Annotated in this window: 21 protein-coding genes; 8 read left to right on the top strand and 13 right to left on the bottom strand. The window is 45.1% G+C overall.

Annotation, left to right across the window (positions count from 1 at the left end; all coding sequences use genetic code 11):
* Positions 1-5 precede the first annotated feature (5 nt).
* Entirely contained in the window at positions 6-2,303 is a 2,298-nt protein-coding gene (gene ptsP / locus ACTL4S_RS00995) for a phosphoenolpyruvate--protein phosphotransferase (protein ID WP_441298567.1), read from the bottom strand.
* Between the two features lie 89 nt (positions 2,304-2,392).
* Complete coding sequence (locus tag ACTL4S_RS00990) at positions 2,393-2,875, bottom strand: RNA pyrophosphohydrolase (protein WP_004278502.1); 483 nt, start codon at positions 2,873-2,875, stop codon at positions 2,393-2,395.
* 182 nt (positions 2,876-3,057) lie between these two features.
* Between ACTL4S_RS00990 and ACTL4S_RS00985 the strand changes: the two genes are divergently transcribed.
* Both ACTL4S_RS00985 and ACTL4S_RS00980 read left to right on the top strand, forming a co-directional pair.
* Complete coding sequence (locus ACTL4S_RS00985) at positions 3,058-3,708, top strand: HAD family hydrolase (protein WP_085064242.1); 651 nt, start codon at positions 3,058-3,060, stop codon at positions 3,706-3,708.
* A gap of 160 nt (positions 3,709-3,868) precedes the next feature.
* Positions 3,869-4,117: a DUF2789 family protein gene (locus ACTL4S_RS00980; RefSeq protein ID WP_004278500.1), complete on the top strand. Its 249-nt coding sequence runs from the start codon at positions 3,869-3,871 to the stop codon at positions 4,115-4,117.
* A 49-nt stretch (positions 4,118-4,166) separates the two neighbouring features.
* Here the strand turns inward: ACTL4S_RS00980 and ovoA are convergent, their stop codons facing one another.
* From ovoA to ACTL4S_RS00965, 3 genes are all read right to left on the bottom strand, one after another.
* The gene (gene ovoA, locus ACTL4S_RS00975; RefSeq protein WP_441298566.1) at positions 4,167-6,341 is read right to left on the bottom strand and encodes a 5-histidylcysteine sulfoxide synthase; all 2,175 of its coding nucleotides are present in this window, start codon (positions 6,339-6,341) and stop codon (positions 4,167-4,169) included.
* A gap of 150 nt (positions 6,342-6,491) precedes the next feature.
* Entirely contained in the window at positions 6,492-7,367 is an 876-nt protein-coding gene (locus ACTL4S_RS00970; protein ID WP_005107972.1) for a LysR family transcriptional regulator, read from the bottom strand.
* 190 nt (positions 7,368-7,557) lie between these two features.
* The gene (locus tag ACTL4S_RS00965) at positions 7,558-7,794 is read right to left on the bottom strand and encodes a DUF2061 domain-containing protein (protein WP_005107971.1); all 237 of its coding nucleotides are present in this window, start codon (positions 7,792-7,794) and stop codon (positions 7,558-7,560) included.
* Between the two features lie 259 nt (positions 7,795-8,053).
* Between ACTL4S_RS00965 and leuC the strand changes: the two genes are divergently transcribed.
* From leuC to leuB, 4 genes are all read left to right on the top strand, one after another.
* On the top strand, positions 8,054-9,487 hold the full coding sequence (gene leuC, locus ACTL4S_RS00960; RefSeq protein ID WP_441298565.1) for a 3-isopropylmalate dehydratase large subunit: 1,434 nt from the start codon (positions 8,054-8,056) through the stop codon (positions 9,485-9,487).
* A 21-nt stretch (positions 9,488-9,508) separates the two neighbouring features.
* Positions 9,509-10,159 (top strand): 3-isopropylmalate dehydratase small subunit, encoded by a 651-nt coding sequence (leuD, locus tag ACTL4S_RS00955; RefSeq protein WP_138742831.1) that lies wholly within the window; start codon positions 9,509-9,511, stop codon positions 10,157-10,159.
* Positions 10,160-10,246: 87 nt separating this feature from the next.
* On the top strand, positions 10,247-10,810 hold the full coding sequence (locus tag ACTL4S_RS00950; RefSeq protein ID WP_138742832.1) for a hypothetical protein: 564 nt from the start codon (positions 10,247-10,249) through the stop codon (positions 10,808-10,810).
* Positions 10,811-10,852: 42 nt separating this feature from the next.
* The gene (gene leuB / locus ACTL4S_RS00945) at positions 10,853-11,932 is read left to right on the top strand and encodes a 3-isopropylmalate dehydrogenase (RefSeq protein WP_441298564.1); all 1,080 of its coding nucleotides are present in this window, start codon (positions 10,853-10,855) and stop codon (positions 11,930-11,932) included.
* A gap of 71 nt (positions 11,933-12,003) precedes the next feature.
* On the opposite strand, the gene ACTL4S_RS00940 is transcribed toward leuB, so the two are convergent.
* The 3 genes from ACTL4S_RS00940 to infA all read right to left on the bottom strand — a co-directional run bounded on the left by ACTL4S_RS00940 (position 12,004) and on the right by infA (position 13,283).
* The gene (locus ACTL4S_RS00940) at positions 12,004-12,402 is read right to left on the bottom strand and encodes a hypothetical protein (RefSeq protein WP_441298563.1); all 399 of its coding nucleotides are present in this window, start codon (positions 12,400-12,402) and stop codon (positions 12,004-12,006) included.
* Positions 12,403-12,546: 144 nt separating this feature from the next.
* Positions 12,547-12,927 carry a hypothetical protein gene (locus ACTL4S_RS00935; protein WP_441298562.1) on the bottom strand — a complete coding sequence of 127 codons (381 nt, stop codon included), beginning with the start codon at positions 12,925-12,927 and terminating at the stop codon, positions 12,547-12,549.
* 134 nt (positions 12,928-13,061) lie between these two features.
* On the bottom strand, positions 13,062-13,283 hold the full coding sequence (gene infA / locus ACTL4S_RS00930) for a translation initiation factor IF-1 (RefSeq protein WP_001284370.1): 222 nt from the start codon (positions 13,281-13,283) through the stop codon (positions 13,062-13,064).
* Between the two features lie 231 nt (positions 13,284-13,514).
* Between infA and ACTL4S_RS00925 the strand changes: the two genes are divergently transcribed.
* Positions 13,515-14,522 carry an AraC family transcriptional regulator gene (locus ACTL4S_RS00925; RefSeq protein ID WP_441298561.1) on the top strand — a complete coding sequence of 336 codons (1,008 nt, stop codon included), beginning with the start codon at positions 13,515-13,517 and terminating at the stop codon, positions 14,520-14,522.
* Between the two features lie 91 nt (positions 14,523-14,613).
* Here ACTL4S_RS00925 and truA read toward each other — a convergent pair whose 3' ends face one another.
* The 5 genes from truA to asd all read right to left on the bottom strand — a co-directional run bounded on the left by truA (position 14,614) and on the right by asd (position 20,651).
* Positions 14,614-15,411, bottom strand: a complete 798-nt coding sequence (truA, locus tag ACTL4S_RS00920) for a tRNA pseudouridine(38-40) synthase TruA (RefSeq protein WP_441298560.1) — start codon at positions 15,409-15,411, stop codon at positions 14,614-14,616.
* Positions 15,412-15,426: 15 nt separating this feature from the next.
* The gene (locus ACTL4S_RS00915) at positions 15,427-16,395 is read right to left on the bottom strand and encodes an asparaginase domain-containing protein (RefSeq protein WP_312326549.1); all 969 of its coding nucleotides are present in this window, start codon (positions 16,393-16,395) and stop codon (positions 15,427-15,429) included.
* 47 nt (positions 16,396-16,442) lie between these two features.
* A complete protein-coding gene (fimV, locus tag ACTL4S_RS00910; protein WP_441298559.1) occupies positions 16,443-17,759 on the bottom strand; it encodes a T4P machinery localization factor FimV in 1,317 nt (438 codons plus the stop codon).
* A 66-nt stretch (positions 17,760-17,825) separates the two neighbouring features.
* Entirely contained in the window at positions 17,826-19,412 is a 1,587-nt protein-coding gene (locus tag ACTL4S_RS00905) for a FimV/HubP-related protein (protein WP_441298558.1), read from the bottom strand.
* Between the two features lie 120 nt (positions 19,413-19,532).
* Entirely contained in the window at positions 19,533-20,651 is a 1,119-nt protein-coding gene (gene asd / locus ACTL4S_RS00900; protein WP_004647391.1) for an aspartate-semialdehyde dehydrogenase, read from the bottom strand.
* Between the two features lie 188 nt (positions 20,652-20,839).
* Between asd and ACTL4S_RS00895 the strand changes: the two genes are divergently transcribed.
* Positions 20,840-21,970, top strand: coding sequence for an endonuclease/exonuclease/phosphatase family protein (locus tag ACTL4S_RS00895; RefSeq protein ID WP_441298557.1), 1,131 nt, complete (start codon positions 20,840-20,842; stop codon positions 21,968-21,970).
* Positions 21,971-22,119: the final 149 nt, after the last annotated feature.

Below are 22,119 nucleotides of genomic sequence, written 5' to 3'. Positions count from 1 at the left end.
CCGTATTAGGCACTCACCATACGTGATGCAGATTTCACCATATCCCCTAAACCATGGGTTCTGAAATAATATTCTAGCCAGCTTTTTACCATGAGCGGATTGTCCATTTTTAACACATGTTGCAGCAATTCTTGTGCATCACTCATCGGAACATGACAAATGGTTTTACGTACCCGCAAAATATTACTGGAACTCATTGACAGGGTATTAAAGCCCATGGCCATGAGCAAAACTGCAGACAGTGGATCGCCTGCCATTTCACCGCAGATACTGACCGGTTTTTCATTGCGATGACAGTCCTGGACCAGACGGGTCAGAGCACGTAGTACTGCAGGGTGTAAATGTGAATAGACATTGGCCACCCGTGGATTATTGCGATCCACAGCCAACAGATATTGGGTCAGATCGTTGGAGCCGACCGAGAAGAAATCCACCAGTTCGGAAAATTCATCAATCTGATGAAGCACACTCGGCACTTCCACCATGATGCCGAGTTTTGGTTTATTTACCTTGACCTGTTCTTCTTCTTGAATCGCCGTATGATCACGTTCCAGCAGGTAGAGGGCTTCTTCGACTTCGCTGACACTGGTCACCATCGGCAGTAGAATATGCAGGTTATTCAGTCCGATGCTGGCCTTGAGCATGGCGCGAATCTGTGAAGAAAAAATTTCTGGATGATCCAGAGTAAAACGAATGCCGCGCCAGCCGAGTGCCGAATTTTCTTCTTCAATCGAGAAATACGGCAGGTCTTTGTCGGCCCCAATGTCCAGCGTTCGCATCACCACCGGTTTATTGGCAAAATGACTGAGTTGCTGACGATAAATCGCACGTTGTTCTTCCTCGCCCGGGAAGCGGTCACGCAACATAAACGGAATTTCAGAACGGTATAAACCGACACCTTTGGCACCGCGCTGCACGCCACGCACCACATCAATCATCAGGCCGGTATTGACATACAGTTTTACTGCGACGCCGTCCGGAGTAATTGCATCTTTGGTTTCGTACTGGCGCAAATCTTTGGCAATCTGTTCTTCTTCTTTTTGAATTTCTTTATAGCGACTGCGCAGGCGCCGTGGCGGATTAATAAAGACACGGCCCTGATGTGCATCGACAATCATCTCTACATCATCGAGGGTGTTGATCGGCAGCTCAGTCACACCGACCACAGTCGGAATACCGAGAGCACGTGCCACAATCACCATATGCGAGTTCATGGCACCTTCAGTGGTGACAATCGCGGCAATTTTATCTACAGGTAGTTCAACCAGTGCCGCCGTCGATATTTCCTCACCAATCAGAATACTTTCATCAGTCAATTCACGGTGACTGGCATCGGCTTCCTGTAAACGTGCCAGAATGCGGCGGCCCAGATCTTTTAAGTCCGCCACCCGCTCACGTAAATAGTCATCTTCCATCTGGGAAAATTGTGCCACATGATTGTCAATGACAATTCGCACGGCGCCTTGTGCCCAGTGACCTTCACGAATAAAGGCCTTGATTTCTGCTGGCAGGGCATTTTCATCCAGCATACGCAAGAACACGCTAAACAGTGCGCGTTCCTCGGCCATCAACGCATCCTGCATTTTGTCATCTAGCGACTGGATTTCTTCGCGGACTGAATTCAGAGCATTATCTAATAGCTGGAGTTCTTCGCTGATGTCATCCGCTTCACGATCAGGGACTGCGGCAAGATCTGCTGGTGGATACAGAATCACTGCACGACCTAAGGCAATACCACCGGAGCCAGAAACTCCCTGAAAGGTTTTATAGGCGGGCAGGTTACTTGGCTTACGGAATACATCGATATTGCCAACGGCATGGGCATGGGCGATGACGCCAGAAAGCTGCGCACAGAGTGTCACCAGAAAGGATTCAGCAGCTTCAGAAAAGTCCTGTGATTCTTTATTCTGAACCACCAGTACACCCATGACCTTACGGCGGTACATCACCGGCACACCGAGGAAGGAGTTATAAATTTCCTCACCGGTTTCAGGTAAAAACAGGAAGCGCTCATGTTTAGGGGCATTGTCCAGATTGACAATTTCTTCACGTTGTCCAACCAGGCCCACCAGACCCTCACCGGTCTGCAAAGACACATGGCCGACAGATTCTGCATTCAGGCCTTTAGACGCCATGAGCAGATAACGCTGATTGCGTTCATCGAGGAGATAGATCGAGCAGACATCAACCTGCATGGCCTCGGCCACATGCTTGACCATAATGTCGAGTGATTCATGCAAACTGGTGGACGCATTGATCTCCTGAACAATACGTCTCAAGGTGTCCAGTTGCATATTCGACATAAGGTCTGCTCCGTCTATTCAGAATTTCAGTGATTAAGTTTATTTATAACAATAGCCGCGTAAAAAATCTGCATTATTTATGCGATTTTTTAAGGTTTTTGCTGGGGCAGTTGCTGACACAACTCCACCAGGGCTTTGCGGTAAACATCACGTTTGAAATTCACGACTTGACCGAGTGGGTACCAGTAACTGACCCATTGCCATTGATCAAATTCGGGCGGATCAGACAGATTCAACTGAATATGCTGAACGGGGGCCGTGAGTTTGAGTAAAAACCACTTTTGTTTTTGACCGATACAGACCGGATCAGAGTCCGTACGAATGTATCGATGCGGCAAACGATAGCGCAACCAGCCTTTGGTTTGCGCGACTATCTGGACGTGTTCGGGCAATAAGCCAACTTCTTCTCTCAGCTCACGATAGAGTGCCTGCTCGGGGGTTTCTCCATATTGGATCCCGCCTTGTGGAAATTGCCATGCATTATGACCAATGCGTTTTGCCCATAAAACCTGTCCAGCATCGTTTGCCAAAATGATCCCGACATTCGGTCGGAAACCTTCAGAGTCGATCATTTGGCTACCTAAAAATTGTTTAATTTATGCCTTTGCCATCGGGGAGCATTATTTCGTTATCCAACTCGAAAAAAGCAAAGTTTAAAAATGTTAAAATTGCTATGATCTTAACGAATTTCTATCGACTAGCGGAGATAGATTTACAATTTTTTTCTTAAATTTCAGTTTTAACGAGTATTTTCATGAAATTGGCGCTATTTGATCTCGATCACACCTTGTTAAACACGGATTCGGATCATTCTTGGGGAGAGTTTTTGGTCAGTGAGGGCCTGGTCGATCCAGTTCAGCATCGCGCCATGAATGACAAGTTCTATGATGATTATAAAAAAGGCCAGCTGGATCCTTATGCCTATAATGAATTTGTGTTCCAGTTTCTGACCAAACATGACAATGATTATTTGACTGAATTACATCAACTGTTCATGCAAAAAGTCATTCGTCCACAAATGCGTCCCGAAGGTTTTAAAGCCATTGAGCGCCACCGTGAAGCAGGGCATGCCTTAGTGGGCATTACCGCGACTTCAGACTTTATTACTGCCCCCATTTTTCGTGAATTCGGAATTACTGAAATTATTGCCACTAATGCTGAAGTCATTGATGGGAAATATACTGGTAAAGTCATCAATACCGCATGCTATCAGCAAGGCAAGCTGGTGCGTCTGGAACAATGGCTGGAAGGCCGTGATGTCACCGAGTCTTGGGCTTATTCAGATTCTATTAATGACCGTTTCTTGCTGGAATATGCGGATCATGCGATTGCAGTCAATCCGGATGATCGCTTGGAAACTTTAGCCCAAGAACAGGGTTGGAAAATACAGGACTGGTCGATCTAATCACTCCGAACTCATTGATGTGATTATTAAGTACAACTTCGGTTGTGCTTTTTATTTGCCTCATTTGAATATTAATGTTTTTTCACAGTCCAGCTGAATCAGACATGCTATGCTCGAAAAACAGGACATGATAACAATAGTAGATTCTGAGGTATGAGATATGACTCACGTTCGACCACGTATGACACATCTGTTCCAACAGCTTGGCTTGGATGCCAGTGCAGAAGGTATTGAAACATTTATTCACGAGCATCAATTGCATAAAGATCTGACTTTACTGGATGCGCCGTATTGGTCAGAGGCACAACGTCAATTTTTAAGCGAGAAAATAGCCTCTGATGGCGAATGGGCGATTGTGGTAGATCAACTCAATGAATCCTTACATGAAAATTCAACCAGTGAAGGATGATTAAAAAGCCAATCGTATGATTGGCTTTTTTTAGGCCATCACCTTACCTTTAGCGAATCCGTTTCCAGATCGTGACTTGTGACAGGGTATGTTGATACTTTCTGGCCGTTTCTCGAATCACAAAAGGCACATCTTGGGGTTCGGCCACCAATTCAAAGTGCTGGGTTAAGATATTGCTTATACCAGCCAAGGTCGTGATCTTTTCCCCATCCTGCTGAAAACCGCCCAGCCATTCGCTACGCGCCGTATGTTCTTCCAGCCAGGTATAGGGCGAACTCAGCATTAAAATTCCACCTATATTGATACGTTTATGAATCTGCAATAAAAAGTCTTTCGGATGATGCAGCCGGTCAATCAGGTTGGCTGCCAGAATAAAATCATAGCCGCTAAAATGTGCTTTCAGGTTGCAGGCATCGGCCTGAAAAAATTCCGTTTTCGACGCAACCTGATCCAAAGCGACATCTTCAAGTGAACAGCTTTTTTCTTCGCTTAATTCACCTTCTAGTGGCAGCTGATAACGTACCCTATGGCCTTGAGCCAAATAAACTGCTTGCTGGATAAAGCGTGCCGAAAAGTCCAAACCGGTTACCTGATCAAAAGAGCGTGCCAGTTCAAAGCTGGCGCGGCCGGTAGCACAGCCAATATCTAAGGCACGATGGCACGGCGTTTGCTGAAAATAGGGTTGTGCCAGATCGACCAGTGTTTTGGCAAAATTAGCGATACCAAAATATTCGATACCATACTGGAATTCCAGATATTGGGAGACCAGCTGGTCGCTTTCATAATGCGAAGGGAAATGTTGCAATGCTTGATCAGAAGCGACGTAGCGAAAACCAGCGTGCTGAAAGAAATGCCGTCTGAAGGCGTAGCGGGAACTATATAAAGCTTCATTGCCCGCCGAAATCCAGGAGCCACCTTTCATCAGGTTATGGCGACCGTCAAAGGTCGGTGTACTGAAATCATCATAAAATGGATGCACCTGAAAACCCTGAAATGGATAGATCGGGGTTTCAGTCCACTGCCAGACATTGCCTTGAATATCGTAAAAATCACCCTGCTTGAAATGATCCACCGGACAGGAGCTGGTGCCGTATTTCAACTCGATATTGGCCTGTTCAGGACTTTGTAAATCTGGATCCAGGTCTGAAACGGCATACAGGCGATACCATTCATCTTCAGTCGGCAAGCGAATGGTTTTTCCAAGCTGTTGCGATTTCCACTGACAAAAGGCCTTGGCTTCATGATAATTCACTTCTACCGGCCAATCCCAAGGCATCGGCACTTCTTCCAGCATCAGTCGCAGTGACCAACCCAATTCAGTTTTGCGCCAGAAACAGGGATGAGCAGCTTGTGAAAATTGCAGCCAGCCTAGACCTTCTTCACTCCAGTAGTGTTCGGTCTGATAGCCATCAGCTTCGACAAAGGCCAGAAATTCCTGATTCGATACCAGATATTTGGAGGCTGCAAAAGCTGCAACCTCGGCTTCATGCCGGCCGTATTCATTGTCCCAGCCATAAAATGGATGGTTAAAATCTTTCTGTAAATGCACTTTGCCTTCCGGCACATCCAGCAAGTGATTATCCGGAGCCATGCCGGTAATGATATTGGCGCGCCACTGCGGATGCTGGCGTACATACTCCAAAGCATGCTGGCGAATCAGCACGGAAGAAGTTTCCAGATGAATCCGTTCATGTTCGATGCCCATGATGATCGTCCACCAAGGATTTTGCCAGTTTAAGGGTAGAGTCAGCGGAGCATGTTCTAGAATGCTCAAGATCAGGGCACGTACCTGATGCCGATAATCACGGACTTCCTGCACACTGGGCCAGTCATAATGTACTTCGTCCAGGTCATCCCAGCTCATCTCGTCCACACCGATTGCAAAGATACTTTCAAAATGCGGATTTACGCGTTCGCTAATTAGCTTGCTGAGCAGTAGTTTATTGACAAAAAAAGTGGCGGTATGCGCAAAATAAAAAATCAGCGGATGACGTAAAGTAATCGGTTTGATGAAAAAAGCATCTTCATGCTTGAGGCATTCAAACAGCTGTTCATAGGTGTCAAAGGTATTCAGGAAATATTCGCGCAAGCCGTGCCGGGCAGTCTGTTCATCGGCAAAATCAAGTGCCGGCGTGGGCAGCAGCATTGGTTTGGCCGAAAGCCACAGGCTGCTTGTATTGGTTTTATCTTGAGAGTGGGGTTTTAGGGGAGAATCGAGCTGCATCCGTCAGGCTCCATCGAATAATTTTAAGCATTCTTCTGCACTGCAAAAGAATGGAATTGTCTTAAAAATACTCGAAAGATATCGCCAGATGGGGTGTATTTAGGTAACAAAATGCTGCACCGTTTTGAATGCAGCATGTTGAGAAAAAAATTAAATAGACAGGGAGGCGCCTTGCATGAGCTGAACCAAAGCCTGTGCCGCTTTGGACTGCGTACGACCCGGATGCCAGACCATACCCAAGCGACGGTTCATTTCCAGATTAATATCCAGCTGGTGCAGGTCATGATTGACCAAAGTTTTTGGCAGTACCGACCAGCCTAAGCCAATCGATACCAGCATCCGGATCGATTCCAGCGGATTGTTACTCATACTGACTTTCGGTTTGATGCCCTGTTTCTCAAATTCGGCCAAGGTGATTTGCGAGGTATAGGTCTGTGATGATGGCAACAGGCTTGGATAGTCGAGCAAATCTTCCAGACACAGATTTTTTTGCTGTGCCAGCGGATGAAACGGTGCCACCACAAAGACCAGAGGATCATTCCAGATGGTTACGTAATTCAGACGCGCATCACCACGGGGCGGCAAGGTTAAAAATGCCAGTTCAAGATCGCCGGCAATTACCTGTTCATGTGCTTGCTCGGAATCAACAAAATGCACATCCAGGGTCACGTCCGGATATTCCTGGACATAATGGCGCAAATGACTCGGCAGATGATGCAGGCCAATATGATGACTGGTACCAATTTTTAGTTTGCCCTGTACCTGACCCTGTTCATGGCTCAAGGTATAATGAATATCACCGAGTTCATTCAGCCAGTTTTTCACTTTAGGCAACAGAGAGTGCGCCGCGTGGGTGGCCTGTACACCACGTCCGGCAGATTCAAACAGCTTGACCCCAAAGTATTCTTCCAGACTGTGAATACGTTTGGTGACAGCAGGCTGGGTAATGAAGAGCTGATCTGCGGCCAGAGAAATCGAACCGGTTTCCATGACTTTCACGAAGGCTTCAAAGGCTGCGAGATTCATCTTAATCACCTATAAAGAATTTTTATGTGTAAATCTATTATTGTTATATTTTAAGAATAAATCAAAGTAAAATTAGCTCATCTATGTTGCAGTGCTGAATTACTATACATTTTCAAAGCCTTGGCATTTTAAAAACTAAAAAAGACCACCTATAAAGGCAGTCTTTCATCAGGAACCTCGACCGAAGAGTTTAGACGGTAATGTCCTCATTCTGCTGTTGGTTATTACGCTCCCAGATTTTTTCATGGAAGAAGAAAGCCACTGCCTGTACCGTTGGTTCTAATAAACTCAAGGCAATCGCCATCGTCAGACTGCCAGTCACCAAATAACCCACAATCATCGCTACGGTAATATGCATAATGTAGTAGCTGAAAGTCTTTTTAAACATGCGCTGGTTATTGTCTACAAAGCGTTGAATATGTGCCATGTCGAAGTTCCTTAAAAATAATCTCTGTCGATGAAGAAATAATAATAATTCTCATTTGATTTGTAAAAGCGAATATTTTTTATAACTTAATCGGAAAATTAGATTTATGACAATATAGCTAAAGCATGATTTGATTCAGCTTTTAAAAGATTCCAAAAAGTTTTTTAACTGATAAAAATGATAAATTAGATTTATGTGATTGCAGCGATATAATCAAAATCAGAGAAAGAATTTACCCAGTCCAGTGGAGTACATCGACATGGCAGGCGCAACCCAAACAGCAAAAACATTATATGATAAATTGTGGGACGACCATTTAGTAACGCAACGTGATGATGGTTCTGCCTTACTGTACATCGACCGTCACTTATTACATGAAGTGACTTCTCCACAGGCCTTTGAAGGTTTGCAATTGGTCGGGCGCAAGCCATGGCGTTTAAGCGCGAATATTGCCACACCGGATCATAACGTACCGACCTCGAAAAAAGAGCGTGAACAGGGTGTTGCCGGAATTGAAGATGAAACCTCGCGCATCCAGGTACAAACTTTGGATGATAACTGCAAGACCTTTAATATTGTTGAATTTGATATTAATGATATCCGTCAGGGCATCGCGCATGTGGTCGGGCCGGAGCAAGGCTTGACCTTGCCGGGCATGACTGTGGTCTGTGGTGATTCGCATACAGCAACCCATGGTGCTTTTGGCTGCTTGGCGCACGGTATCGGTACATCAGAAGTTGAACATGTATTGGCGACCCAATGTCTGGTTCAAAAGAAGATGAGAAACATGTTAGTGCGCGTTGACGGCAAATTAGGTCAAGGTGTGACACCAAAAGATGTAGTCTTGGCGATTATTGGCAAGATTGGTACCGCAGGTGGTACAGGCCACGCGATTGAATTTGGTGGGCAGGTGTTCCGTGACATGTCAATCGAAGGTCGTATGACCGTGTGTAATATGGCGATTGAAGCCGGTGCACGCGTGGGTATGGTCGCTGTCGATGACAAGACTATTGAATATGTTAAAGGCCGTCCTTATGCGCCGACTGCAGAACAGTGGGATCAAGCGGTTACATATTGGAATACCTTACATTCGGATGAAGATGCACATTTTGATACAGTAGTCGTGTTGCAAGGTGAAGAGATCGAGCCGCAAGTGTCTTGGGGGACCTCTCCTGAGATGGTTATTCCAGTGTCTCAGGCAGTACCGACTTTGGAACAAGCCAAAGACGAGGTACAACGCAATGACTGGAACCGTGCTTATCAATATATGGGCTTAAATGCCGGTCAGGCCTTGGCTGAGATTCAGCTGGATCGCGTATTTATCGGTTCATGTACCAATTCGCGTATTGAAGATATTCGTGCTGCAGCCGAAGTGATCAAAGGTCGTAAAGTTGCCGCCTCAATTAAACAGGCGATGGTGGTTCCGGGTTCGGGTCTGGTGAAAGCTCAGGCAGAAGCGGAAGGCTTGGACAAGGTATTTGTAGAGGCAGGCTTCGAATGGCGTGAACCTGGCTGTTCAATGTGCCTGGCAATGAATGCAGACAAGTTGCAACCGGGCGAGCATTGTGCCTCGACTTCGAACCGTAACTTTGAAGGTCGTCAGGGCAATGGCGGTCGTACTCATCTGGTGAGTCCAGCCATGGCAGCCGCTGCTGCGATTGCAGGTCACTTTGTTGATGTTCGTTCATTTTAATTGGTACGTAGGAGCACAGACATGAAAGCTTATACCGTTGAACAAGGTATCGTTGCACCTTTAGACCGTGCCAATGTCGATACAGATTTAATTATTCCAAAACAGTTTTTGAAATCGATCAAACGTACCGGTTTCGGTGACAATTTGTTTGATGAATTACGTTACTTGGATGAAGGTTATCCAGGTCAGGACAATTCAGTTCGTCCGATCAATCCGGACTTTGTCTTGAACCAGCCACGTTATCAGGGTGCGTCTATTTTAATTTCACGTGCCAACTTTGGATGTGGTTCTAGCCGTGAACATGCGCCGTGGGCTTTGAGTGAATACGGTTTCCGTACTGTTATTGCGCCAAGCTTTGCCGATATTTTCTTTAATAACTGTTTTAAAAACGGTATGTTGCCCGTGATTTTGGCTGAAGATATTGTTGAGCAGTTATTTAAGGAATGTGCGGCAGATGAAGGCTATCAACTGACCATTGACTTGCAGGCACAAGAAGTTCGCACCCCTACAGGTGAAAGCTTTAAGTTCGAAGTCGATCCATTTCGCAAGCATTGCCTGTTAAATGGTCTGGATGATATTGGCTTAACTTTGCAGGTGGCGGATGATATTCGTGCCTATGAAGAAAAAACCAAACAATCGCGTCCTTGGGTATTTGCCGAAATTCATGGATAAATCAGTAAAAATTGTCATGGCATGACTGCGATGCCCTTGCTAATATCGGAAGATTATTGAGTTTTTTGATTGGGTAAGACAGACATTATGGCGAATTATTGGAAACAGTGGCTTGCTTTAAGTTCAGTATCGGTGCTGTTGACTGCATGTCAAAGCATCGACACGATGAAACTCAAACATGCCAAAGAAAATACTGAGAGCAAAAGCAATGCCCTGATCTACTGTACAGGGACGCCAGATTGTCAGTTCGAACGCTTCAATCAGACCATTATTGTCAACGCCGACAATGGCCGCATCAGTGATGAGGCGCTGAAGCAGAAACTGGTGCGCTTGCAGGCCAAAAATTTAAATCAGGCCAATTCGATTTATTTATCTGTGCCGGCAGGACAGCATGAACTGGTCGTGCGTTTTTATCCGATCAGTAAGGATAAAGCGGAAACTTTACATGTATTCCATCGTTTTCAGGCCAATAACCGCTATAGCTTAAAAATGTTCCGTGACCGTAGTGCGCGTAGCAGCAGTTTATTAAATGCTTCGGCACCGGATCCGCTCTGTGTAGATCTGGTACAAGAGCAAAAAACCATTCGTCGTTTTTGCAAACCCTATAATGCAGTCACCGGGATTGCAGAGTTTGTAGAAAAGAAAATCTAACCTCTGTCAGGTCTGAATCTGACGTTTTAAACGGAAAATCTCATGTCTAAACAAATTTTGATTTTAGCTGGTGACGGCATCGGCCCTGAAATTGTAAAAGCCGCAGAGCAAGTACTCACACGCGTAAATGAAAAATTTAATCTTGATTTGACATGGGAACAGGGCTTACTCGGTGGTGCAGCCATTGATGCACATGGTTCACCGTATCCAGACGTGACCTCTGAACAGGCCAAAAAAGCCGATGCGATTTTACTTGGTGCCGTGGGCGGTCCAAAATGGGATACGATTGAGCGTTCAATTCGTCCGGAACGTGGTTTATTGAAATTACGTAGTGAACTGAACCTGTTTGCCAACTTGCGCCCAGCGATTCTTTATCCGCAACTGGCTGATGCTTCAAGCTTAAAACCTGAAATCGTAGCGGGTCTGGATATTCTGATTGTGCGTGAATTAACGGGTGGTATTTACTTCGGTCAGCCACGCGGTATTCGTGAACTGGAAAATGGCGAGAAGCAAGGCTATAACACTGACGTTTATTCAGAGTCTGAAATCAAGCGTATCGCCAAAGTCGCCTTTGAAATGGCCAACTTGCGCGGTAGTAAAGTGTGTTCAGTGGATAAAGCCAACGTGCTTGAAGTAACTGAGCTGTGGAAACAGACAGTGACTGCGCTGAAAGATGCCGAATATCCTGAAATTAATTTATCACACATGTATGTCGACAATGCCGCAATGCAATTGGTCCGTGCGCCAAAGCAGTTTGATGTGATTGTCACCTCGAATCTGTTCGGTGACATCCTGTCTGATGAAGCTGCGATGTTGACCGGTTCAATCGGCATGTTGCCATCGGCATCTCTGGATGAAAATGGTAAGGGTATGTATGAGCCTTGTCATGGTTCTGCACCAGATATCGCGGGTCAAAACCTGGCAAATCCATTGGCAACGATTCTTTCGGTGGCGATGATGCTGCGTTATACCTTCCGTGAAGAAGCCGCTGCTAAAGCCATTGAAGATGCAGTAGGTCAGGTCTTGGATCAAGGCTTGCGTACGGCAGATATCATGTCTGAAGGCATGCAAAAAGTCGGTACGGTTGAAATGGGTCAAGCAGTCGTTGCTGCATTGAGCTAAGCCTGTTTCGATTCAAAAAAACGCAGCCTTGAGCTGCGTTTTTTTATGATGGGCATATCAATCCAAACCGCTTAACAGGTTCGGCCTGTGGTACGTACCGCGGTCGCAATATTATCTTTGAGTAAGAAGGTGATTTTACATTGCAATTTGACATCATAGCCACCGGCAGGGCTTACTGACACGGGAATCGGTACAGTGCCTGTCCCTGTAGCAGGAAACTGTGCTACAGGCAAAGGAATGCTAATAGGGCGTTGTACCACATAGCTTAATTGCTTGGCACTGCGTTCAGGCCCACTGATCTGCTGGTAACCTAAACGTTTTAGATCCAGAGTCTGATCGATCAGTTGGCTGCTTTGCCCAATGAACTGTTGTAAGTAGGCATCACGCTGCGCAGTTGTTGATGAGGTGGTGCTGCATGCATTAAGCAAACTGAATGCTGTACAGCATACTAAAATCAGTGTGAACTTCATGAGTTATCCTCACACCAAATAAAATGAGTGTAAGCGCATTCCATGCAAAAATACTGTTGTGATTTGATACACGGTAGAAGTTTAGCGTGGTGAGGTTGATCCCTGATTTAATTAGATACAGGCTTTGAACTCGATGAGTACAGCTTAGCAAGCTCTACCGGTATAGCGGATGGCTTGAACAATTTCATCTTTGAGGTCAAACCAGATTTGGCATTTCATCTCAATGTTATAACCACCATTTGACGGTATCGGCATAGGTGCACCGATCGAGATACTCTGACTAATATTCGGGGTGCCCATCGGAATATTCATATCCCGAAAAATAGTGTAGCTGAGAAATTCTGTGGTTTGAATCGGTTGCTGGGAGGTCTTGAATCCAATGGCACGAAGATCAAGCTGGCTACGAACCTGTGCGGCAGTTTGACCTACATAAGGTTGTAGAGACTGATGCAGATGCTGATTGCCGCCGGTAGCGCATGCAACGAGAAACAAGCTGGAAAGTAGGGATAAGCATTTCATATTCATTGTTTTTATACATGTTATTTTTAATTCAATGAATAGTCGTGAATTTATAAGGCTGTGTCAAATTATTTTATTGATTGATAAATAATTCAAGTAATAAAAAAGCCACTAAAAGTGGCTTTTGCTTGCGCTAAAACTTAGCGTGCACGATATGTGATACGACCTTTAGTCAAATCATAAGGTGTCATTTCAACCTTCACACTGTCGCCAGTTAAAATACGGATATAGTGTTTACGCATTTTACCAGAGATGTGGGCAATCACTTCGTGACCGTTCTCTAAACGTACACGGAACATAGTATTAGGAAGCGTCTCGGTGACAACGCCTTCGAACTCGATGAGTTCCTCTTTATTGGCCATAGCCTACCTGAATGAATAAATTGGAAAGGCGCAAATTATAGTCAATTTTTTTGCAAAATACAAGACGAAACGGGCGTTAGACTGATCATCTGCCAGTAAAATAGGCGAACTGTCACGATAATTTTTTTAACTAAAAAGACACCTGTTTCTGTTGTCAGTTTGGTCAATCACAGTTAATCTAAAATTAATCTTTTTAAGTATAAATGAAGTACATACAAGGAAGGCTTTTGAGTGAGTCAGCTAACGGATGCATCAGTCGTATTGCGTTTAGGCTATCAGGCGATTCGTCGTGCGGGGTTGCCAACAGAAGAACTTTTGACCAAAGCAGGAGTGGCTTTAAATCAAGTAGAGGCCAATGACCGTACTCCGCTGAGTGCCCAGCATGCCTTTTGGGTGGCGGCAGAGGAAGTCAGCAAGGATCCGGATATTGGATTGCATCTGGGTGAACACTTGCCTCTTTATCGTGGTCAAGTGATTGAACACTTGTTTGTTTCATCTGAAAATTTTGGTGAGGGACTGAAACGTGCTTTGGCTTATCAGCGACTGATCAGTGATGCCTTTGCTGCCAAATTGGTGATTGAAGATGACCGCTGCTATTTAACCAATGGTGAACAGCCTTTTGCTGAGAGTCTGGTCAATCGTCATTTTACTGAATGCGCCATGTCAGGTGTCCTGCGTTTCTTTAAATTTATTACTGAAGGGCGTTTTGAGCCGATTTATATCGATTTTAATTTTTATAAAGGGGCACCTGATGATGAATACTTCCGGGTTTATGAGTGTCCGGTCAGTCTAGGTCAGAAAGAAACCCGTTTATACTTCGATCCGACTATCCTGGAATATCCGCTGTGGCAGGCTGAACCTGAGCTGTTGCAGCTGCATGAGCAACTGGCCATTGAAAAGCTACAGGAACTGGCAAGATATGATCTGGTCGGTGAAGTACGTCGTGCAATCGGCTCTACTTTGGAGAGTGGCGAAACCACGCTAGAAACTGTGGCAGCCCAGCTGAACATCACGCCACGCCGTTTGAGAACACAACTGAGTGAGGCACATACCAGCTTTCAGCAGATTCTCTCGGATTATCGCTGTCGTCTGGCCAAGCGTTTGCTGGCGAGTACCAATGAGAGCGTCGAGCGGATTGTCTATCTGACCGGTTTTTCCGAGCCAAGTACCTTCTATCGTGCCTTTAAACGCTGGACCAATGAAACGCCAGTGGAATATCGGAAGCGCAAGCAGCGTTAAAAATCCCTCCTAACCTCTCTTTAAAAAAGGGAGGAATTCCCCTCCTTTTAGGAGGGGTTAGGGGGGGTAAATATTCTAAAAAATTTAAAAACTATTCCGGCATATTCAGCCAGTGCGGACCTAAGGGTAATTCAGGTAATTCAAACTGCGCCGGATAATCAGCATGAATAAAATACAAACCATCTGCTGGCGCAGTCACACCAGCAGCTTTACGGTCTTCTGCCGCGAAAATATTATCAATATGATCGGCAGCATACATGCCCTGACCAATTTCCAATAAACATCCCATGATATTGCGCACCATATGGTGCAGAAAGCCATCGGCTTGAATATCCAATACCAGATATTGACCATGCCGGATCAGACGGCAATGGCTGACATGACGGACGGGTTGATTGGACTGACAGGCTGCGGCGCGGAAGCTTTCAAAGTTATGCGTGCCTTCAAACTTTTTCGTGGCGTATATCATCTGTTCAACATCAAGCGGTGCATAGACATGGGTGACCTGTTTATGCAGCAATGCCGGGCGCACAGGGTGGTTATAGACCACATATCGGTAGCGGCGCGCCTGTGCCTTAAAACGGGCATGGAAGCTGTGATCCATTTCTTTGATCCACTGAATCGAGATGTCTTTAGGGAGTTGGCTATTGCAGCCCATTAGCCAGCCACGTTCAGAACGCACGGCATTCGTATCAAAATGCGCCACCATATTGGTCGCATGTACCCCGGCATCCGTGCGGCCGGCACCATGCAGGCTAATCGGTTGATCGGCAACTTTGCTCAGGACCTTTTCAATGGTTTCCTGTACGCTTGCAACTCCCGGCTGTTGAGTCTGCCATCCCCGATAATGCATCCCACAAAACTCAATTCCCACCGCAAAACGCTGCATAATGACCTCAAAACCTTATTGATCGTACCAATGACGATGCCATTGCTCTACAGTGTCGTATTGTAAATACATTTTCAGGGCTTTTGCATACAGATCCGCATGTCCATAACTTTCATTCAGCAAAATTTTGCAGTGATTCACCCATTCGGCAATGGCATAGCGCTGATCCGTCGCACCAAAAGGCACTTGGGTGGTTAAGACGCAAATACAGCCCTGCTCATAGAGTTGATCAATGAGCGCAATCATGGTGTCATTGACCGCCAGGTTGCCAGTGCCAAAACCTTGCAAAAATAGAAAATGCGGTGGTCGAGCCAAGAGGTTGTTCAAGTTATTCAGCTGCTGAGCCAGATCAATCGGCTGCATCATGATGCTCATGCAGTTGAATTCAGCCGCTTTCGCAATATCTTCTACCTTGACCTGATAACACGGTTGATGGGTCTGGATTGCGATATTGGCCTCAAGACCGGAAAAGGCATTTAACTCAGTAGTATGCTGTTTCAGTGCAGTTTGCGCATGTAGCAGCTGATGATGGAATGCCAGATAGACTCCAGCGCTACATTCGCTGATGGAATCTAGTGCAAATTTCAGGTTATCCAGGGCATCACTAAATTCACGCTGTTCATTGCCTTGAGCATTCAGCAACGGATATTGGCTACCGGTCAGCACCACATGCGCCGAGTTTCCAATAAAATGTGCCAGTACTGCACTGGCATAACTCAGCGTATCTGTACCGTGAATAATCACAAAATGCTGGATTTGCCGCGATTGCAATTGCTGAATAAACTGTACCAGTTGCAACCAGTCGGTTGCTGTGCAGGCACTACTGTCCTTAATGGCGGGTGCATGGTGGCATTCTACAAAATACTGCTCTGCAAGTATCTGTTCGAGTTTTGGAATAAATAAATCAGCAGGCATCGGTGCAAGAGGGTCTCCCACGCAGCCGAATGTGCCACCCATATAAATTAATGCAATATTTTTTATCATAAAAAAAGCAGCCAATTATTGACTGCTTTAGTGTAAATCGAAATGCATCAAGATGCGATTTGATTCAGTAATTGCTCTGCGCGTTGCTGTTGTTCAGGAGTATATTCAGCTTCTCGCTCGGCAATGATTTCGCGGGCAGCGGCATAAGCACCGAGTTGAATATATTGCTGCGCAAGATCAAGATTGAGACTCGCTTCATTAACATCCAGTAATTCCGGGAAAGATTGTACGAGTGGATCATGCTGGTCTACGGCTACCTGAGCTGGCGTAGCAGGGAGGTCGAAACTCATCACTGTTGCAGCAGGCGCTTCTGGCGTGGTTTCCAAATAATCTAATTTAAAATCTATCTCTGCTAGATTGGTTTGTGGCGTTAGTTCTGCCATAGGTGCTGCAGCTGTCAAACTGGACAGATCAAACTCAGTCGCTGGCACCGCAGTTTTTTCAGCTGCTGGTACAGGTGTATCAAGTGAGAATGAAAAATCGAGAGGCTTGATTTCTTCAGTCACAGTTGGTGTTGTTTCTACTGGAGCAGGCTGTTCCAAATCCAGTTTAAAGTCTAAGACAGGTGCCGTTTCTGTTACTGCTCTAGTTTGAATATCTGTAGATGTAGTTTGAAATTCAAAATCTACAGAAGGAGCAGCAGGTACAGGAACCTCTTCAGCTTTTGGTGTTTCTACTGGGGTAGTCTTTGGTTCAAAATTAAATTCAAGTGGCTGAATATCTGCTACAGGTTCTGCAACAGGGGCCGGCTTGCTTGATTGAAAGTCCTGCTGCAATTGTTCAAATGCCAGTTCATTTGAAGGGGCCGGTGCAACCAGATCGGCAAAGGCATCTGAAGTTGAAGCAGCTTCCTGCGCAGAAGAAGTTTTAGGCTGGGCACTTGGAAAATCAATAGTATCTTGTACAGCAGATGAAGATTTTTCAAATTCACGCTGTTTTGCTTCAGCTTGTACCAGAATCTCATCTAAATGCAAAGAACGGATATGGTTAAGCAGCTGTGAAATCGCAAACTCATCTTTTTGTAAGATGTGAATATCCAATAACAACAGATAGAGTTCATGCTGGGAATTATCCCGATTCAGTGCCTGATTAATCTGTGCTTCGGCCGCAAAAAAATTACGTTCCTGAATCAGGCCCTCAATTTTCTTACGTGTGTCTGCTGATAATGGCGTTGCTGATTTTTTTGTGACCCCGACTGGCTCCACCACCTTGGTTCTTTGTGGGGCAGCTTTTGACGCAGAACCAGGTTTTTTTGCTTTTACCGTTTTAGTTTTTGCTTTATCTGATTCTTGAGCATCTTGTCGTTTTTTAAAGACAATTAATACGATGATCAATATCACTAATGGAATCACATAAATCAGCATGTTTTACCCCTTGGGGATAGAGTAGTTTAAGTTCGCCTATCCCAATAAATCGTCATGTGTAACTTTTTAATTAATTGGCTTCTTATCTGCTTGTTGGGCTTTGAGCTGTTGTTGTAGCTGGGCCAGACGCGCATTTAATAACTGAATTCTGTGATCCTTCTGATTGAGTGCCAATTCTAATTCAGTTACGTTTCTCTGTAATTTAACGGTTTTTTCTCGGGCTGTCATAACTTTTAATGACAATTCCTTTGATGTTTGATTGCGTTCTGTGTTCTGGTTTGCAGAAACTTGCCCGGAATCGCGCTGGTTCTCAGCCACTAGGCTCATTTCTGCCTGATTCAGGCGGTATTTAGTCTTGCCAGTAGGCTTAGACGGTAGCTCGGTTTGCTTTGCCGCAGTGACTTTAATAGGCGCAGGTGTAGGATGAGTCGTATTTAAGTTCAATGCAGCACCTTTACGTAGACGATTGGCATTTCCTCCAATAAAAGCATGCTCATTGTCTTTTTTAATTTGTTGCATGACTTCATTGACAGGACGCTGCTGCTGTTCGGCAATTCTTGAAGCAATCCCCCACAGTGACTCATTGGATTGAACCACATAAGTAGGTGGAGTCTGATTCGGAGTTGCTTTGACTGGTGAGGCTTTTGTTGTAACTGGAGCTGGAGTTTTCACCGGATTGGCTGATCCAGTTGATTTTCTGGCTTGCTCCTCAGCAAATTTCTTCACCAATGGATCACTGGAAGCTGTTTGATGATCAGAATGGGACTCTACAGCTTTCTGCACATCTGCTTTATTTGATGCTGATGCGCTTTGATTTGCTGGCATCGTACTAGCTGGTTTGTTTGTAGTCGAAGCTGCTGCAGGAGCAGGCGATGCAAGAGTTGCTTGTGAGGTCTTTACTGAATCTGAAAGCGCCGCTGCAGTTTTAACTGGGGCTTGAGTATCGGGTGCAGTTACAGCCTCGCTTTTAAGCACAGGCGCAATCGCTTGCGCCTGAATCGCTGGACTTGATGTCATTACAGCTGGCGCAAATGCAGTTTTAGGAATGGAAGTGTTCGATAATGCAGGTGGTGCTGTGCGTTGCAATGCCAACGGCTTTTCTAACACCGGTGGCTTATTTGAGACTGCGGAAGCTGCTGTACTGTAATGGCTACTTACAGGTAAGTTGAGTGCAATATCTTTTTCGCTGACGACGACAACTGGTGCAAGCGGGCGTTCATTCTGTTTGAGACTGGCTTTTAATAAATCGGTTTTAGCTTGTAAGGGCGTACGGATATGTTGCAGACGTGCAGCATTGCCTTCCTTGATTTTGACAATAATATTCAGCTCGCGTTCTGTCATGGGGCGAGAAGAAGTAATAGTAATGACCCCGGTGCCGTTATTGCTGCGCCGGGTAAAAAAGTTCAGATGACCAGGTGGCTGATGCGATGCACCAATTGACATTAAATCTTCAGGTGAAGCCAGACTGACTTCAATCGGCAAATTGATATCAGACTGCCGAAAAGTCATTTCTGCATAGAGTAATTCCCCAGGGGCAGACTGAATCTGAACCGGATCTACATTAATCGCATAAATGTTTTGTGAAGCGACAATGGCAAAAATGGCAAGCTTTAATTTGTTATATACAGTCATCTTAATCGTGAGCTCAGTCATTATCGCATAGCGAAAATTATAGATTAACGGGATGTTTGTTTTTTGTAAAATACTTACGCAATAGTTACATAAAAAAGCCGATCAATAAAGATCGGCTTTTGGCTTTATATCCACAGGATATTAGGCATTTTTATAATCAATCAGAATACGCAGCATACGGCGTAACGGCTCGGCCGCACCCCAAAGCAACTGGTCACCTACAGTGAACGCACCCAGATATTCTTTACCCATGTTCAGCTTGCGCAGACGGCCGACTGGAACGCTTAAAGTACCTGTTACAGCAACAGGCGTCAGATCAGTCATTGATGCTTCACGAGTATTTGGAACCACTTTAGACCAGTCATTGGCACGTGCAATGATGTCTTCGATTTCATCCAAAGGTACATCTTTTTTCAATTTCAGGGTTAATGCCTGAGAGTGACAACGCATAGCACCAATACGCACACAGTGACCATCAATTGGCACGATCTGCTGGTTGCCCAGAATCTTGTTGGTTTCAACCTGACCTTTCCATTCTTCTTTCGACTGGCCGCTTTCCAGCTGCTTGTCGATATAAGGAATGAGTGAGCCAGCCAAAGGCACGCCAAAGTTTGCAGACGGGAAGCCTTCACCACGTTGTAATTCAGCAATTCTAGAGTCGATATCCAGAATTGGAGAACGCGGATCATCTAGCAACTCTTTGGTATTGTTATACAAATAACCCATACCATTGATCAGTTCACGCATGTTTTGCGCGCCTGCACCTGAAGCGGCCTGATAGGTCATTGACGTTGCCCATTCCACCAGATTGTTCTGGAACAGACCGCCCAAGCCCATCAGCATCAAGGAAACTGTACAGTTACCACCGACAAAAGTCTTGGTGCCTTTAACCAAACCATCTTTGATCACATGCATGTTTACCGGATCAAGTACGATGATGGCTTCATCATCCATACGTAAGGTTGATGCTGCATCAATCCAGTAACCGTTCCAGCCTTCAGCTTTCAATTTCGGGAAAACTTCAGAGGTATAGTCGCCACCTTGACAGGTAATAATGACATCCATTTGCTTCAGACTGTTAATGTCTGATGCATCCATAAGTGCTGGGGCGGTCTTACCGCCAAATGCGGGCGCTTCACCGCCTGCATTACTGGTAGAGAAATAGAATGGCTCAAAATGAGCAAAATCATTCTCTTCAACCATACGTTGCATAAGGACGGAACCGACCATCCCGCGCCAACCGACCAGACCTACTTTCATGTCACTTTGCCTCGGTGCGTTAAAAAATCAAAAGGGATTCGAGTGTACCAAAAAGGGACCCAACTGCAAGAGCTACACAATCAAAACATCAATATTCTTGAGAGAAATATCTGCTTTATGATACATACAAAATTGATAACGTCATTTTTCTTTTAGAAAAAATAATAACTTAATTAAGAGCGCAGTTTATGATATGGGTTATCCAAATTCTGGCAATCATTGTCATTTGGTTAAGTTTTTGGTCACTGATACCACGCGATGAATGGTGGATTCGGGGTGCGGATTTTCCACGCTTACAAATTCTGGTATTGGGCTTTATCGCCTTTATTCTTTTTCTTCTGGTTGATCATCCCTGGAACTGGTTGAATCAGCTGCTTTTTGTCGGGCTGATGGCAGCTTTGGCCTATCAGTTGAAAATGGTATTGCCCTATACCTTTATCTGGAAAAAACAGGTCAAGCAGGTCAAGCAGGATCAGCTGGATCCGCAACGTCAGATTTCCCTGATCGTTTCCAATGTACTTACTACCAATACTAAATATCATTTACTGATCGAGCAGATCCAGATTCATCAGCCAGATCTGGTTTTGACTCTGGAAACCGATCAAAACTGGCAAAATGCACTCTCGGTGATTGAAGCTGATTATCCTTATCGCGTGCCTGTGCCTTTGGATAATCTGTATGGCATGCATCTATATAGCAAGCTCGAATTGAGTGAAACTGAGGTTAAATTTATTCTGAGTGACGAAATTCCCTCAATTCATACTACAGTGATTTTACGCTCGGGACAGCCAGTACAGCTCTACTGTCTGCATCCCAAACCACCCAGCCCGACCGAGGCCAAGGATTCTACCTTGCGTGATGCTGAACTGCTGATTGTCGGTGATCAGATTAAGGATCTGGATGAAAGCTGTATCGTCATGGGCGATCTGAATGACGTGGCCTGGTCACGTACCACACGCCTATTTCAACGCATTAGTGGGCTGCTAGATCCGCGGGTAGGGCGTCATTATGTGAATACTTTTCACGCAGATTATCCTTTTTTTCGCTGGTCGCTGGATCACGTCTTTCACAGTACCGATTTTGCCTTGGTACATATGGAACGTTTACCGCATGTAGGCTCTGACCATTTTCCGGTCTTTCTGGTTTTACAAACCGGTCGGGTATTCGAGCATATTCAGGAAGAATTAGAACAAACTGATGAAGATGAGCAAGAAGCACAAAAAGCTATTGAAGAAGGCATTCAGAAAGCAGAGAAAGAGGAAAAAATAGTCACTGATGAAGTTGCTATGGCATATAAAGAAGGAGGCAAAATCTCTTAGCTTTTTAGAAGAAAAGTGTACGATATTGCTTACAACAGTTTCCGCTTCTTGCGAATGGGCAGGGGTTGGAAATCTGGGTATTCTAGGTTTATCAGCACAGGGAGTCGAGAAAGGATATTCTCATAAGGAAGACGAAGCTGAATGAAAAC

It is taken from the genome of Acinetobacter lwoffii (assembly GCF_052078135.1).
Classification (GTDB): domain Bacteria; phylum Pseudomonadota; class Gammaproteobacteria; order Pseudomonadales; family Moraxellaceae; genus Acinetobacter; species Acinetobacter lwoffii_Z.
This window is presented reverse-complemented; position numbering and strand designations above follow the sequence as displayed.